Genomic DNA, 14,014 nt, shown 5'->3' with positions numbered 1-14,014 from the left:
AACGTTTTGAGCCGGAGCTCAGCAGACGGTGAAGGGTTCCGAGTATCGTTCTTCTACAGGCAGCATCACACGGGCGAGAAGAAGACGACGCGCGCCGTCTCCAGTATCAGGGAGGCGAGGCAGAGCCACACCCAGGGCGGCATGTCTCGGTCGGGGCGCTGAAAATGCTGGTAGCTGATGCGGGTCACGGCGCAGACCACCAGCCCGAGCAGGGCGCCGCCGATCAGGTCGCTGGCCCAGTGAACGCCGATCACCAGCCGGGACAGCGCCATGGGCATGCAGACGATGATGCCTATCCAGTAGGCGTATCCGCGGTAGCGCTGGGGCATCACCTGGGCGGCAAACGCTGCCGTCAAACCCACCACGACGACGATCGTCGACGTATGGGCGCTGGGGTAGGACATCGAGCCGGTCAGATAATCGGGGGTGTCCGGCCGCGCCCGCCCCGCCAGATCCTTGAAGACCGTGTTGCTGACCGCGACCAGTATCAGGGCGCCGGCGATGTGCAGTAGCGCCGCGAAGCGCTTTGCATAGAGAAGCCATAGCAGCCACGGCGCCATCAGTACGCTGATGCCCATCGCATCGCCGATTTCGGCAAGTGTTTCGCTGGTTCCCACCAGCCAGCTCCGCTGAAGCAGGTTGGCGAGGGAGTGGATCTGCTCGTCCATCGGCAACGGGCCGTTATGCATCAGCACCCATGTGGTCCAGCCAGTCAGGGCAATCAGGCTGGTCAGCAGCAGCGACAATGACGCCAGGGGGAATTCGTTCGCCGGCGCGGGTGAGCAAAGCAGGTTCCACCCCTTGGCCAGTGCGGGGCTGCGAGTCATGCGATTTTCCAGCCAACGATGTACGCGGCCGTCACCGCTCAGCTGATAGCGGATCCAGGAAAACAGCAGCGCCAGTGCCAATAGCGACAGGGATAATGTCAACAGCCACCGTTCGGCTCCTGCCGGGAGTTCCATCAGCTCTTCCCAGGAGCGGCCCAGTAGATAGCCAGGCAAGAGATAGACGGGCGCCCACGCCAGGGCAGAAATGAAATTGACGACAGCGAAGCGCTTCGAGGGCATCGACAGCATGCCCGCGATCATGGGAATGAACGGGCGTACGGGTCCGACGAAGCGACCGATGATGACCGATAGAATGCCATACCGCTGGAAGAATTCATTGCCTCGGTTTAGCCACTCGGGGTGTTGCTTCAGCGGCCACCAGTGAGGGATCCGGCTGCGTTGCTTGCGGCCCAGCCAGAAGCTGAGATTGTCACCGGCAAAAGCGCCCAGGGTACCGGCTGCCAGCATCAGCGGGAGAGAGGTGTCGTTATGGCCGGCGATCGAGGCCGCTGCACTCAACAGCACGACGCCAGGAACCACGATGCCGACAATGGCCAGGGACTCGATCAAGGCCACCGTGAAAATGATAGCCAACAGCAGTTCCGGCTGAGGCGCGAGAGTATAGAGCCAATGTGTGAAGTTCACGCGTGAGGTTCCAGCAGTTTGTTGGCGGCGGCTTCGAGGCGTTTCGAGAAGTGCTCCACGCTTTCCTGTGCCTGCAGGGTGCATACCCGGCTGTAGCTTTCCAGCGAGCCGATTTCTGGGTGGGCGACCATCGTCACCACGTCCGAGAGCCTTTTGGCAGCGGCGATGGCTCCTGGTTCAGCCGTGTTGGGCAGAATGAGCCAGAAAACGTTGGCGTTGTATTCGCCGAGCAGATCGCTTTGGCGGCTATTATCGGAAACCGCGTGGCTGAAATTGGACGAAAGCACTTCGCGCAAGTGGCCGCCGAACTGATCTCCGGCTTGATCGAGCTGGGGAATATACACGACCAGCACGCTCAATGGCTGGTCGAGCGCAGACGCCCTGGCGATTTCTATTTTCAGATTTGCTCGAATACAGGCGATAGAGAGTCGCTTGTCACGTCGCCAGGGCCGCAATGTGAAGCGCTGGGCATGGGATGGGTGACCCAGCAGAACGAGCAAGGTGGTCGCGACGAGCGCCAGCCACCAGCCCAGTATCAGGTTGAGCGCCGTGATGTGTTCGTCGCCGAGCAGAGTGAGCATCGCCGGGACGAGACAGAGCGCCAGCAGGAGTGCCGGGAGGAGCGTCAACAACAGAAAGCCGAGGATTATCGACAGTCCCAGCCACAGCATGGGGGTGTCGCTACTCGGGGCTTCCACCGCACACAGAATCAGCCCGCCAGTCAGAAGTAGATGATCGACCACCGTCGGTCGCAAGCGCCCCAGCCATTGCAGCGGCAGAGAGACCAGCAACGCGATCGCCAACAGCGTAGGCGGCAATATCAAGTCGTAGTGGCGCATCAGGTGTTCCCACAGCGCGAGCCCCACCAGCAGCAACAGCGTAAGTAGCTGAGCGATCAGCTTGTATCGACTCAATGCCAAGGTTGCATCTCCGAAGCATGCTTCGCCGGCTTGCCGGTATGACGAGCGAAACGATCGCCAATTTCCGTCAGTGGGGTCGAGGAGACCTCCCGATGAGGCATGACAGCACAGCCCAGATATCGTCGGCGCTGGTGGGCGGCTTCGGCGCTGGGCGCCACGAGAATCACGGCAACCCCATAGTCATTGAGCCGATAGGCACGTTCATGGAGTGCCAGTTGCTCCTGAAGGTATCGGCAGAGCTGTTTCATGTCGGCACTCGTCGAGCGGGCGCAGCCGAAAACTACCACCTCGCCATGCAAGGCTTCTCGCTCGGCTCGCTTGAGTTCGCGTTGAATGTCGGTATCCAGCTGAGCCGGCGGGAGCAGCCAATCGGGCTTCACTGGCGGCGGCGTCCGCTGCTGTCGCTCCAGGGACAGCAGCCAGACGATAGCCAGGGAAGTCGCGGCAACGACGGCGGTTGGGAGGGTCTGCGTCCAGCCGATGTAGGTCACGCACGACAGGTAGGCCGCCACATTCACCACGATTCCGGCTCGACCCGCCAGCCCCAGCAGGCACAAGGGCAGAACCCAGAGCCAGATATCCGTATGGGCGCGACCGCCCAGGAGCAGGCCGACGGCGAGCAGGAGAATCGCGATGGGAAACCACGTCGTGAGACGTGCAGGACGAGCCAGCAGGAAAGCGAAGACGACGGCGCTGGTCCAGGCAGTTGCTCTCATCGCGCCTTCGGCCAGCCAGCCCGTCAACAGAGCAAGCACCAAGATAAGCGCCAGAAGCGTTTTGAAGCCGAGGCTTTTGTACTTGCTTTGCATGGTGGCTTATATTGGACCGATTGCGAATGGCGTGCTCGATTCGTGTCTCACTATCGCATGTGCCGGGACTGAGCGTATAGCGTGATCGACGATAACGGGCAAAGCGCTATCGTATCATTGACGCCAAGTTTTCTAGCCTACCGGGCCGTTGCGGATTTCGACGACGAACGGCGCTCGTTGCGGGCTACCAACGAGATGGAATAGTACACCATGCAGCAGACTGCGGCCTCTCGGGTCGAGGATATCATTCAGTACATGCAGGATCTGGGGCAGCAGGCGCGTAGCGCCAGTGCCGCGCTGCGCCGGGTCGACAGCGGTTCCAAGAATCGCGCGCTGGAGGCCATCGTGGCAAGGCTTGAGGCGGCGCGGCCGGCGCTGGCGGCGGCCAACCAGGAAGATTTGCAGCGCGGGTGCCAAAACGGGCTGAGTGACGCCCTGCTGGATCGCCTGGCGCTGACCCCGGAGCGAGTCGATGCCATGATTGCTGGTGTTCGTCAGGTGGCGGCGCTTGCCGATCCCGTCGGCCAGATCGACGGCCTGAGCTATCGGCCCAGCGGCATTCAAGTCGGCCAGATGCGTGTGCCCCTGGGCGTGGTCGGCATTATTTACGAATCACGGCCTAACGTGACCGTCGAGGCGGCGAGTCTCTGTCTGAAATCCGGAAATGCCTGCATCCTTCGGGGTGGTTCGGAAGCGGCGTCCAGTAATGCGGCGATCGCGGAGTGCATCCGCCTGGGGCTCGAGGACGCCGGGCTGCCGGCGGCCGCCGTGCAGGTCGTCGCGACCACCGATCGTGCCGCGGTGGGGGAGTTGATCACCATGCCGCAGTTCGTGGACGTCATCATTCCTCGGGGCGGCAAGTCGTTGATCGCTCGCGTTGCCGATGAGGCCACGGTGCCCGTCATCAAGCATCTCGATGGCATCTGCCACGTCTATATCGATGCCGCAGCGGACATCGGCAAGGCGGTGGCGATCGCCGACAACGCCAAGACCCAGCGCTACTCTCCCTGCAACACCATGGAAACTCTGCTTGTGCATGCCGATATCGCGGCGCGGGTACTGCCCGAGCTGGCAGCGATCTATCGCGACAAGCACGTCGAGATGCGGGGCTGTCCGCGCACCCGGGAATGGATCGGCGATGCCGTCGCTGCCTCGGAGGCGGACTGGTCGACGGAGTATCTGGCACCGATTCTGGCGATTCGGGTCGTCGACGGTTTCGACCAGGCGGTCGAACATGTCAACACCTATGGGTCGCAGCATACCGATGCGATCGTGACGGAAAACCTGACTCTCGCCAGGCGGTTTCTGGCCGAGGTGGATTCCAGCTCGGTCATCGTCAATGCCTCGACGCGTTTTGCCGATGGCTTCGAATATGGACTGGGCGCCGAGATCGGCATTTCGACCAACAAGCTGCATGCCCGTGGTCCGGTTGGCCTCGAAGGCCTGACGACCCGAAAATACGTAGTCTTTGGCGACGGTCATGTTCGGAGCTGACGTGCGACAAACTGACGTGCGGCATTCGTCCACGGTGCGTATCGCCATGCTCGGCGGTACCTTCGATCCGGTTCATATGGGACATCTGCGGAGCGCCGTGGAGCTGGGAGAGGCGCTGGCGCTGGATGCGGTGCACATGATTCCGGTCCACGTTCCGCCTCATCGCACGGCGCCCGGCATCTCCGCCGAGCACCGGCTGGCCATGCTGAAGGCCGGTATCGGTGATACGCCCGGCCTGGTGGCGGATGACCGTGAGGTGCGGCGTTCGGGGCATTCCTACTCCATCGACACCCTGGCGTCGTTGCGCGAAGCGTGGGGAGAGCAGGCGCGCCTGGTCATGGCCGTCGGTCACGATGCCTTTCTGGGCCTGCCTCATTGGCACCAGTGCGAGCGCTTGCTGTCGCTGGCCCATATCGTGGTGATCGATCGTCCCGATCACGAGGCGCCGCTGGAGCCGTCGCTGGCTTCACTGATCGAAGGCCGGGAGGTCGCCACGGTCGAATCGCTGATGGCGGCGCCTGCCGGCCACCTGTTGCGGCTGCGCTTGCCCAGCCGCATGGCGATCGCGGCAACCGAAGTGCGCCGGCGCTTGCAGGAAGGGCTTAGCGTGCGATATCTGACCCCCGAATCCGTCGAGCGCTATATCGAAACCCATGAGCTCTATCGCGAGTCCGGGGCTGGTGTTGACGGGTTATCCGAGTAAAATGCGCGTCTTCCGGATTTCCGGGAGACGCGATTGCCCTTTTCCAGGGGCTATATGACGAGGAGCTATGCAGACAGATACGCTTAAATCATTGGTGGTGGATGCGCTCGAAGAATTGAAAGCGCGCGACGTCGTCGAGCTAGATGTGGCCGAGCTGACCAGTGTCACCGATGTCATGGTGGTCGCGAGCGGTACGTCGTCGCGTCACGTCTCCGCATTGGCGAACAACGTGATCGAGAAGGCGAAGGAAGCCGGTCTTCGACCGCTTGGCGTGGAAGGGCAGCAGAGCGGTGAATGGGTGCTGGTGGATCTGGGTGACGTCGTTGCCCACGTGATGATGCCAGAGACCCGCCAACTCTATGATCTCGAGCGTCTCTGGGCCGACCTGCCCACGGATTCGAAGCGTGCCGCGGATCGCCAAGAGCTTCGCGGGTGAAGATCCGATTGCTGGCCGTCGGCTCGCGCATGCCGGCGTGGGTCGAGGCCGGGGTCGATGAGTATCGCAAGCGGCTGCCGCGCGAGATGCCCTTCGAGATCGTCGAGATTCCGCCCGGCGCCCGCGGCAAGAACGCCGACGTGGCGCGTGCTATCCAGGCCGAAGGTGATCGGATGCTGGAGAAGCTGCGTGATCAGGAACGTATCGTGGCGCTCGAGGTCAAAGGAGCGGCCTGGACGACCGAGCAACTGGCCGAAAAGCTGGATTCCTGGCGGCTGGAGGGGCAGGACATCGCGCTGGTGGTCGGGGGCCCCGACGGTCTCGATCCCCGCGTCGTCGCCCGCGCTCGGCAATCCTGGTCGCTGTCGGCACTGACGCTGCCGCACCCCTTGGTGCGGGTAGTGCTGGCAGAGCAGCTCTATCGCGCCTGGACATTGCTCGCAGGACATCCGTATCACCGTTGAGTCAGAGAGTCAGTCGCTTGTTTCCATTTGACGCCACCGAAAGCGACGCCGCCGGACGCCGTGACGGCTTGGAGCCGATCCTTGTCCTGAATCGCTGTTCCTGTCATGCGTAAACGTCGGGAAAACGTCAAGAATCACGAACAGGAAGTTCGTGTCTTCCGCAATCGCTCGTTGGTCGCTGCCCTGATCATTCTGCTGATGGCGGGCGCGCTCGTTTCGCGTCTGGTCTACCTGCAGATCATCGAGCACGACGTCTTCATCACGCGCTCCGACAACAATCGCATGCGAGTGGAGCCGTTACCGCCGCGCCGTGGTCTGATTTACGACCGAAACGGCAAGCTGCTGGCGGAAAACCGCCCGACCTACAATCTCACCATCGTGCGCGAACGTGTCGATGATCTCGATACCACGTTACAGCGTCTGGTGGATATCCTGGGGCTGCCCGAGGGCGAGGTCGAGACCTTTCGGGAGCGTTCCCGTCAGCGCCAGCGACCCTATCAGCCTGCGCTGTTGATCAGCGATCTCACCGAGGATCAGATTGCCCGCCTGGCCGTGAACCGCTATCTGCTTAGCGGTGTCGAGGTCGAGGCCCAGTTGATGCGCTATTACCCTGATCCGATCGTGATGTCTCACGTGCTCGGTTACGTCGGGCGGATCAACGCCGATGAGCTGGCCGATCTGGATCCCGGCAATTATGCCGGTACTCATTTCATCGGCAAGACGGGGGTCGAGTACACCTACGAGGATCAGCTTCATGGCAAGGCCGGCCTGCGCAAGGTCGAGACCAACGCCCGTGGCCGGGTCCTGCGTGAACTGGACCGAAATCCGGCAGAGCCGGGCAAGGACATCACGCTGACCATCGACAGTCGCCTGCAGCACATGGCCTATGATCTGCTGGGCGGACGACGCGGTGCCATCGTGGCCATTCAGCCCAAGACGGGCGACATCCTGGCGATGGTTTCGGCACCGGGCTTCGACATCAACAAGTTCGTGACCGGGATCTCCTACAAGGATTATCGCGCCTTGCAGGAAAATCTGGACCTGCCGCTGTATAACCGTGCGGTACGCGGGCAGTATCCGCCGGGTTCGACCGTCAAGCCGTTCGAGGCGCTGGGCGCCTTGCAGGATGGGGTGGTCAAGCCCAACGACGTCATCTACGACCCTGGCTATTTCCAGTTGCCCAACGATACCCGGCGCTACCACAACTGGCTGCGGTGGGGGCATGGTCGTGTCGATCTCGAGCGAGCGCTGGAAGTCTCCAACAACACCTATTTCTATACCATGGCGTACCGGCTGGGCATCGACCGTCTCTCGGCGTTCATGCACCAGTTCGGCTTTGGCGAGGTCACGTCGCTGGATGTCCAGGGAGCGTCGCCGGGCCTGATGCCGTCACGTGAATGGAAGCGCGAGAAGTACAACCAGGTGTGGTATCCGGGAGAAACGCTTTCTGCCGGCATCGGTCAAGGATATTTCATGGCGACGCCACTCCAGTTGGCGGCTGCCACCGCGACACTGGCCAATCGGGGACAGTGGGTGCGGCCGCATCTGGCCAAGCGCATCGGCGAGGAGATCGTCGAGCCGCCGTTCGCGGATACCAAGCCGGATGTACAGATCGATCAGGCGCGCTGGTGGCAGGATGTCTTCAAAGGCATGGAAGCGGTGATGAACGGCTCCGAAGGGACCGCCCGCAAGGCTGGCGCTGGCCTGCAGTACGAGATGGCAGCGAAGACCGGCACCGCTCAGGTCTTTTCGCTGGGGCAGAACCAGAAGTACGACGCCGACGAACTGGCCGAACGCCTCCGTGATCACGCGCTGTTCATCGGTTTTGCGCCCGTAGACGACCCTCAGATCGCGGTTGCCGTCATCGTCGAGAACGCAGGCGGCGGCGTATCCGGCCTCGGTCGCGAGCTTACCGATGCGTGGCTGTTGCCCGACGGGAAGCTCGAGGATCCGCCGGGTACCACCGTCAACGAAGAAATCGAGAGTATCGATGGCGATTGATTTCCAACGCGTGGCACCGAGAGCCCATCAAGCCCGAGTCGGGCGCAAGCGCTCGCTGTGGTTGCGCATGCATCTCGATCCGTGGCTGCTGTCGATCCTGCTGCTGCTGATCTCGTTCGGACTGGTGGTGCTCTACAGCGCGAGCGGCATGTCGGCCTCGACGACGATGGCGCAGGCGTCGCGCATGGGCGTGGCCTTGCTGGGCGCGGTGATCATCGCGCAGTTCTCGCCCGGCACGCTGTTCCGGTGGACACCGCTGGCCTACGGTGGCGGCCTCTTGATGCTGATCGCCGTCGAGATCATGGGGGATATCGGCATGGGCGCCCAGCGCTGGCTGGAGATCGGCCCGTTGCGATTCCAGCCTTCGGAGGTGATGAAGATCGCCATGCCGATGATGCTGGCGGCCTATTTTCATCGCCGCCCCCTGCCGCCCACCTGGCGCGATCTGATCGTCTGCGCGGTGATCATCGGGGTGCCGGTGCTGCTGATCGCCCGTCAGCCTGACCTGGGCACGTCATTGCTGGTGACCTGCGCGGCAGTGTTCGTGATTCTGCTGACGGGGCTGTCGTGGAAATTCATTCTGACGCTGGGGGCCATGGCGGGGGCGGCGGCGCCGCTGCTGTGGATCAACATGCACGATTACCAGCGTCAGCGAGTGTTGACCTTTCTCAATCCGGAAAGCGACCCTCTCGGTGCCGGGTGGAACATCATCCAGTCCAAGACCGCGATCGGCAGCGGCGGGCTGGAAGGCAAGGGCTGGGGGCTGGGTACGCAGTCCCAGCTAGAGTTCCTGCCGGAGCGCCATACCGACTTCATCGTCGCCGTGCTGGGAGAGGAGTTCGGCCTGATCGGCATGTGTACCATTCTGGTGCTGTATCTGTTGCTGGTCTCGCGCGGGCTGGTCATGGCCAATCATGCGCAGGACACCTACGGCCGCTTGCTGGCCGGTAGTATCGTATTGACCTTTTTCATCTACGTTTTCGTGAATATCGGCATGGTCACGGGCATTCTGCCGGTGGTCGGCGTGCCATTGCCGCTGGTCAGCTATGGCGGGACCTCCAGCGTGACCTTGATGGCCGGGTTCGGTATTCTCATGTCGATTCACACGCACCGGCGCCTGTTGACACACTGACGCCGGACAAGCCGCAAGCAGGGAGCTAGTCGCGCATGCCGCTGCGTTGGAGACGAGATCGTCGGTTCAGCATCAGTCTGTTGCTGGTGGGACTCTGGGGCTTGGCAAGCGCGGCGACGCAGGCCAAGGAGAATTTCGACCCGGCCACCCATCCCGAAGTGCAGGAGATGGTGGAATCCCTGTCGCGGAAGGGCTTGCTGAGCCACGAGCTGGAAGCCGCGATGCAGGCGGCGCAGTATCGTCCGCAGGTACTGGAGGCGATGAATCACGCGGCGGAAAGACGCCTGCGCTGGGACGAGTACCGCGACATCTTCATCCAGCCTGAACGTATTCGACAGGGCGTTGCCTTTCTCGAGAAGTATCATGAAACGTTGGCGCGGGCCGAGAAAGTCTACGGCGTGCCGCCGGAGATCGTGGTGGCGATCCTGGGTGTCGAGACCCAATATGGCCAGCACAAGGGCACGCATCGCGTGCTGGATTCTCTTTCCACGCTGGCGTTTCACCACCCTTCCCGGGGCACGTTCTTTCGCGGTGAGCTCGAAGCGTTTCTCGGCATTACGCTAGGTCAGGATGTCGATCCCGCCACGCTTCGTGGGTCCTACGCCGGAGCCATGGGCTATCCGCAGTTTATTCCTACCAGCTATCAGGCGTACGCGGTAGATTTCGATTTCGATGGACTGAAGGATCTGTGGAACAACCCGGTGGACGCCATCGGCAGTATCGCCAATTACTTCAGCGAGCATGGTTGGCAGCGGAATCAAGCGGTGCTGGTCGAGGCCGATGGCCCCGATGTGTTGCCGGCTTCCATCACCTTCAATCGTACCGAGCCGCCGGATACGTCGATTTCGGCGTTGCAGCAGGTCGGCATCGAGCCGACGGCGGGGCGCTTGCAGCCGAATGACGAAGTCGTGCCGTTGGCCCTGGATTTTGCCGACGGGCATATTCGCTATGTGCTGGGCCTCGACAATTTTCATGTCATCACCCGCTACAACCACAGCCATCTCTATGCCATGGCGGTCGCGACGCTGGCGCAACGCATTCAGACTGCCATGGCCGGGAAAGGGCAAGGTGGCGGGGCATGAGTCGGTGTGCCGTGAGATGGCGCCTCTCTCTGGCATCGCTGCTGCTGGCAGTGCTGGCGGGATGTGGCGGTGGCGGCGGCACCCAGGGCGGAGGCGGCCGTTACGCCATGGATCAGGATGCCTACCCGGATACGCCGGAAGACGTCGCCAACGTGCCGGATGCGGTACCACGCGTGGAACCCCGCTCCAGGAGCGGTAACCGCTCGACCTATACGGTCTGGGGCAAGACCTACCATGTGCTCGACGACCCTGCCGGTTACGAGGCCGAGGGGCTCGCTTCCTGGTACGGTGTCAAGTTCCAGGGGTACGACACGGCCAACGGCGAGACCTACGACATGTATCAGATGTCGGCGGCCCATCGCTCGCTGCCGCTGCCGACGTATGCCCGAGTCACCAATCTCGATAACGGTCGCAAGGTCATCGTGCGGGTGAACGATCGTGGCCCGTTTCACAGCGAGCGGCTGATCGACCTTTCCTACGCGGCGGCCGCGCGTCTGGGCATTCTGAAGGGCGGCACCGGACGGGTGAGGGTCGAGGCGATAGATCCCGTGGCCTGGGCGCGTACGCATGGTCAGTCGGGCGATGACCGCACGCAGGCCGGCCAGAGCGAGTTCGCATCCCGTTCGGTACCGGATCAGCCATCGAAGGCGCCGGGGTCGTCCCTTCGGCCTGCCGCTTCGCAAGCCGACGGTACGAGCTCGGCTGCGAGTTACCAGGCCAGCATCGACCCCGTTCTCGCGGCGGCGAATGCCGAGGAATCTCCATCTTCGACTACCTTGTCTTCTGAAAGCGCTGCGCCCACGTCCGCCGCTGCGGCATCATCGGCGGCAGGGCAGCGCTTCGTGCAGGTTGCCGCGCTCGGTTCTCGATCCGGGGCGGAAGCGTTGAGGAGCCGGCTGCAGGGCTTGCTGTCGCAGCCGGTTCGCATCGACAATGCGTCTCCTCTCTATCGTGTCCAGGTCGGCCCCATTCATGACCTGGCATCGCTCGAATCCATCAGGGCTACTCTGCAGGACGCCGGCTATGGCCAGACGTTCCTGGTAGCGCCCACTCAGTAACCTCGTCCAGTGAGAACCCGATTGTCATGAAAGCGTTGTTCACTTCGTCTGTATCACGCCTGGTCATCTCAGCGTCATTGTGTCTGGGGCTGCTGTCGTCTCCGGCCGGCGCCCAGCAACCCGCTCCCGATAGCCAGATGTCGACATCCAACCCGGAGCCGGAGCAGTTGATACCCTCGCCGCCTGATCTGGCCGCGTCTTCCTGGGTACTGATGGACGCCTCCACCGGGCAACTGCTGGTGAATCACAATGGCGATCAGCGGCTGCCGCCCGCCAGTCTGACCAAGATGATGACGGCGTACATCGTCGAGCAGGAAATCGACGGCGGCAGCATCTCCGACACCGACATGGTCAGCGTCAGTGAAAATGCGTGGCGCACGGGCGGTTCACGCATGTTCATCCAGGAGGGCACGCAGGTCAGTGTCGAGAACCTGCTTCGCGGCGTGGTGGTCCAGTCCGGCAACGATGCCAGCGTGGCGCTGTCGGAATACGTAGCCGGCAGCGAATCGGCGTTTGCGGACCTGATGAATCAGCAGGCTCAGCGCCTGGGGATGCAGAACAGCCATTTCATGAATCCGACAGGACTGCCTCACGACGACCATTATTCGTCCGCTCACGACCTGGCCATTCTCGCGCGCCACATCATCACGGATTTTCCTGACCACTATCAGGTTTATTCGGAGAAATATTTCACCTACAACGATATTCGCCAGCCGAACCGCAATCGCCTGTTGTGGCGCGATCCGGATGTCGACGGCTTGAAAACGGGCCATACCGAAGCTGCCGGCTACTGTCTGGTCGCCTCTGCCAAAAAACAGGATACTCGTCTAATCGCTGTGGTGATGGGCACCAATTCCGATGAAGCCCGGGCGGCAGAAACCCAGCGCCTGCTCAACTACGGCTTCCGCTTCTTCCAGACTCGCAAGCTCTATGACGCAGGCTCCGTACTCAACGAGGCGCGTATCTGGGGCGGCGCCAGTGATACCGTTCGTCTTGGCGTGCAGAACGAAGTCAGCATGACCGTACCGCGGGGTAGCGCCGATAATCTGACCGCACGTCTCAATCTGCCCGAGACGCTGCGTGCGCCGATTCAGGCCGGACAGCAGGTCGGCACGCTGGAAATCAAATCGGGTGACGAGGTGCTCGGTCAGCAGCCGCTGGTGGCGTTGGAAGGGGTCGAAGAGGGCAGCATCTTCAAGCGTGTATGGGACTCCATCGTTCTGTTCGTGACCGGGCTATTCGATTAAGACGGCTCCTTCATCTGTCGGTCGGGCGCCGTCGAGACACGGTGCCCGGCCAGACACAGTGCCGGAAGGTGGCGAAGGTTCGAAACGAAGTAGCGGATCCCGTCAGCGGTCTCCGCGCTTCGCCAGCATCGGTTGGTGCCTGGGCTGTTGTTGAGTAGAATGGTCGGAAATGACTTTCAGCGCCTAATACCATGACTCAGATAACCGTAGCGCCATGACTCAGACACCCAATGATGTTGACCTGCCTCGGCCCAAGGTCGAATTTCCTTGCGACTACCCGATCCGGGTGGTCGGTGACGCCGCCGAAGATTTTGTCGCGGCTATCAGTGAGGTGATCGAACGGCATGCTCCCGGTTTTGACCCGGCATCCGTCAAGCTTTCCGACAGCCGCAAAGGCCGTTTTCAGTCAGTTCGGGTGGTCATTCATGCCACCGGAGAGACGCAGCTGGATGCGCTGTTTCAGGATCTGAAGGCGACCGGACGCGTTCACATGGTGCTGTGACGTCAATGTCCACATTGCAACTCTACCGACTCGGGCGTCAGCCTTATCTACCGATATGGCAGGCGATGTCACGTTTTACCGACATGCGCGATGCCTCGGCGCCGGACCAGCTATGGCTGGTCGAGCATGATCCCGTCTTCACCCAGGGGCGGGCCGGCAAGCCGGAGCATCTGTTGATGCCGGGAGACATACCGGTCGTCGCGAGCGATCGCGGCGGTCAGGTGACCTACCATGGGCCGGGGCAGGTCGTGCTCTATCCTTTGCTCGATGTGCGTCGGCGAGGGCTTGGTGTACGGGAGCTGGTGACGCTGCTCGAGAATGCCGTCATCGACCTGCTGGCGCACCATGGCGTCGCAGCACGTGCGCGGCCGGACGCCCCTGGGGTCTATGTCGCTGACGACAAGATCGCATCGCTGGGTCTGAGAATTCGGCGAGGCTGCAGTTTCCATGGCGTCGCGCTCAACGTCGACATGGACCTGTCACCGTTCGCCCGAATCAACCCGTGCGGCTATGCGGGGCTGAAGATGACCCAATTGCGTGACCACGTGACCGAGCCGGTGTCATCGATCAGCGAAGCCGAAAGATTGGCAGACTGCTTTGCACGCCGATTGTCCGTGCCGCTCGACGCTCGACCCGGGTGGCCACAAGCTTTTGAACCGGCAGCGAATGCCTAGCTGCCGACGTTCCACGACCT

The 14,014-nt window shown here is 62.1% G+C and carries 14 protein-coding genes; 11 read left to right on the top strand and 3 right to left on the bottom strand.

Annotation, left to right across the window (positions count from 1 at the left end; translation table 11 throughout):
• Window positions 1–65: 65 nt before the first annotated feature.
• From R3F72_RS06665 to R3F72_RS06655, 3 genes are all read right to left on the bottom strand, one after another.
• Window positions 66–1,472, bottom strand: a complete 1,407-nt coding sequence (locus tag R3F72_RS06665) for a bifunctional DedA family/phosphatase PAP2 family protein (protein WP_332779242.1) — start codon at window positions 1,470–1,472, stop codon at window positions 66–68.
• Window positions 1,469–2,311, bottom strand: a complete 843-nt coding sequence (locus R3F72_RS06660; protein WP_332779241.1) for a diguanylate cyclase domain-containing protein — start codon at window positions 2,309–2,311, stop codon at window positions 1,469–1,471. Before R3F72_RS06660 ends, R3F72_RS06665 begins: the two co-directional genes overlap by 4 nt.
• 71 nt (window positions 2,312–2,382) lie before the next feature.
• Window positions 2,383–3,150: a hypothetical protein gene (locus R3F72_RS06655; protein ID WP_332779240.1), complete on the bottom strand. Its 768-nt coding sequence runs from the start codon at window positions 3,148–3,150 to the stop codon at window positions 2,383–2,385.
• 261 nt (window positions 3,151–3,411) lie between these two features.
• On the opposite strand from R3F72_RS06655, the gene R3F72_RS06650 reads away from it, so the two are divergent.
• The 11 genes from R3F72_RS06650 (at window position 3,412) to lipB (ending at window position 13,994) form a co-directional block, all read left to right on the top strand.
• On the top strand, window positions 3,412–4,695 hold the full coding sequence (locus R3F72_RS06650; protein WP_332779239.1) for a glutamate-5-semialdehyde dehydrogenase: 1,284 nt from the start codon (window positions 3,412–3,414) through the stop codon (window positions 4,693–4,695).
• Window positions 4,696–4,741: 46 nt separating this feature from the next.
• Entirely contained in the window at window positions 4,742–5,398 is a 657-nt protein-coding gene (gene nadD, locus R3F72_RS06645; protein ID WP_332779275.1) for a nicotinate-nucleotide adenylyltransferase, read from the top strand.
• A gap of 67 nt (window positions 5,399–5,465) precedes the next feature.
• The gene (rsfS, locus tag R3F72_RS06640; RefSeq protein ID WP_087719857.1) at window positions 5,466–5,834 is read left to right on the top strand and encodes a ribosome silencing factor; all 369 of its coding nucleotides are present in this window, start codon (window positions 5,466–5,468) and stop codon (window positions 5,832–5,834) included.
• On the top strand, window positions 5,831–6,298 hold the full coding sequence (gene rlmH / locus R3F72_RS06635; RefSeq protein WP_087719856.1) for a 23S rRNA (pseudouridine(1915)-N(3))-methyltransferase RlmH: 468 nt from the start codon (window positions 5,831–5,833) through the stop codon (window positions 6,296–6,298). The genes rsfS and rlmH overlap by 4 nt, the downstream gene beginning before the upstream one ends.
• A 105-nt stretch (window positions 6,299–6,403) precedes the next feature.
• Window positions 6,404–8,299 carry a penicillin-binding protein 2 gene (gene mrdA, locus R3F72_RS06630; RefSeq protein WP_332779238.1) on the top strand — a complete coding sequence of 632 codons (1,896 nt, stop codon included), beginning with the start codon at window positions 6,404–6,406 and terminating at the stop codon, window positions 8,297–8,299.
• On the top strand, window positions 8,289–9,431 hold the full coding sequence (rodA, locus tag R3F72_RS06625) for a rod shape-determining protein RodA (RefSeq protein ID WP_087719854.1): 1,143 nt from the start codon (window positions 8,289–8,291) through the stop codon (window positions 9,429–9,431). The genes mrdA and rodA overlap by 11 nt, the downstream gene beginning before the upstream one ends.
• Window positions 9,432–9,466: 35 nt before the next feature.
• Complete coding sequence (mltB, locus tag R3F72_RS06620) at window positions 9,467–10,513, top strand: lytic murein transglycosylase B (RefSeq protein WP_332779237.1); 1,047 nt, start codon at window positions 9,467–9,469, stop codon at window positions 10,511–10,513.
• Window positions 10,510–11,571, top strand: a complete 1,062-nt coding sequence (locus R3F72_RS06615) for a septal ring lytic transglycosylase RlpA family protein (protein ID WP_332779236.1) — start codon at window positions 10,510–10,512, stop codon at window positions 11,569–11,571. The genes mltB and R3F72_RS06615 overlap by 4 nt, the downstream gene beginning before the upstream one ends.
• Before the next feature lie 26 nt (window positions 11,572–11,597).
• Window positions 11,598–12,818 carry a D-alanyl-D-alanine carboxypeptidase family protein gene (locus tag R3F72_RS06610; RefSeq protein ID WP_087719851.1) on the top strand — a complete coding sequence of 407 codons (1,221 nt, stop codon included), beginning with the start codon at window positions 11,598–11,600 and terminating at the stop codon, window positions 12,816–12,818.
• A 214-nt stretch (window positions 12,819–13,032) separates the two neighbouring features.
• Complete coding sequence (locus R3F72_RS06605; protein WP_087719850.1) at window positions 13,033–13,320, top strand: HP0495 family protein; 288 nt, start codon at window positions 13,033–13,035, stop codon at window positions 13,318–13,320.
• A 5-nt stretch (window positions 13,321–13,325) separates the two neighbouring features.
• Window positions 13,326–13,994, top strand: a complete 669-nt coding sequence (gene lipB / locus R3F72_RS06600; RefSeq protein WP_332779235.1) for a lipoyl(octanoyl) transferase LipB — start codon at window positions 13,326–13,328, stop codon at window positions 13,992–13,994.
• Window positions 13,995–14,014: the final 20 nt, after the last annotated feature.

Source organism: Salinicola sp. 4072 (assembly GCF_036663415.1).
GTDB lineage: Bacteria > Pseudomonadota > Gammaproteobacteria > Pseudomonadales > Halomonadaceae > Salinicola > Salinicola salarius_A.
Note: the sequence above shows the minus strand (reverse complement) of the source record. Positions and strands in the feature narration are given on the sequence as shown.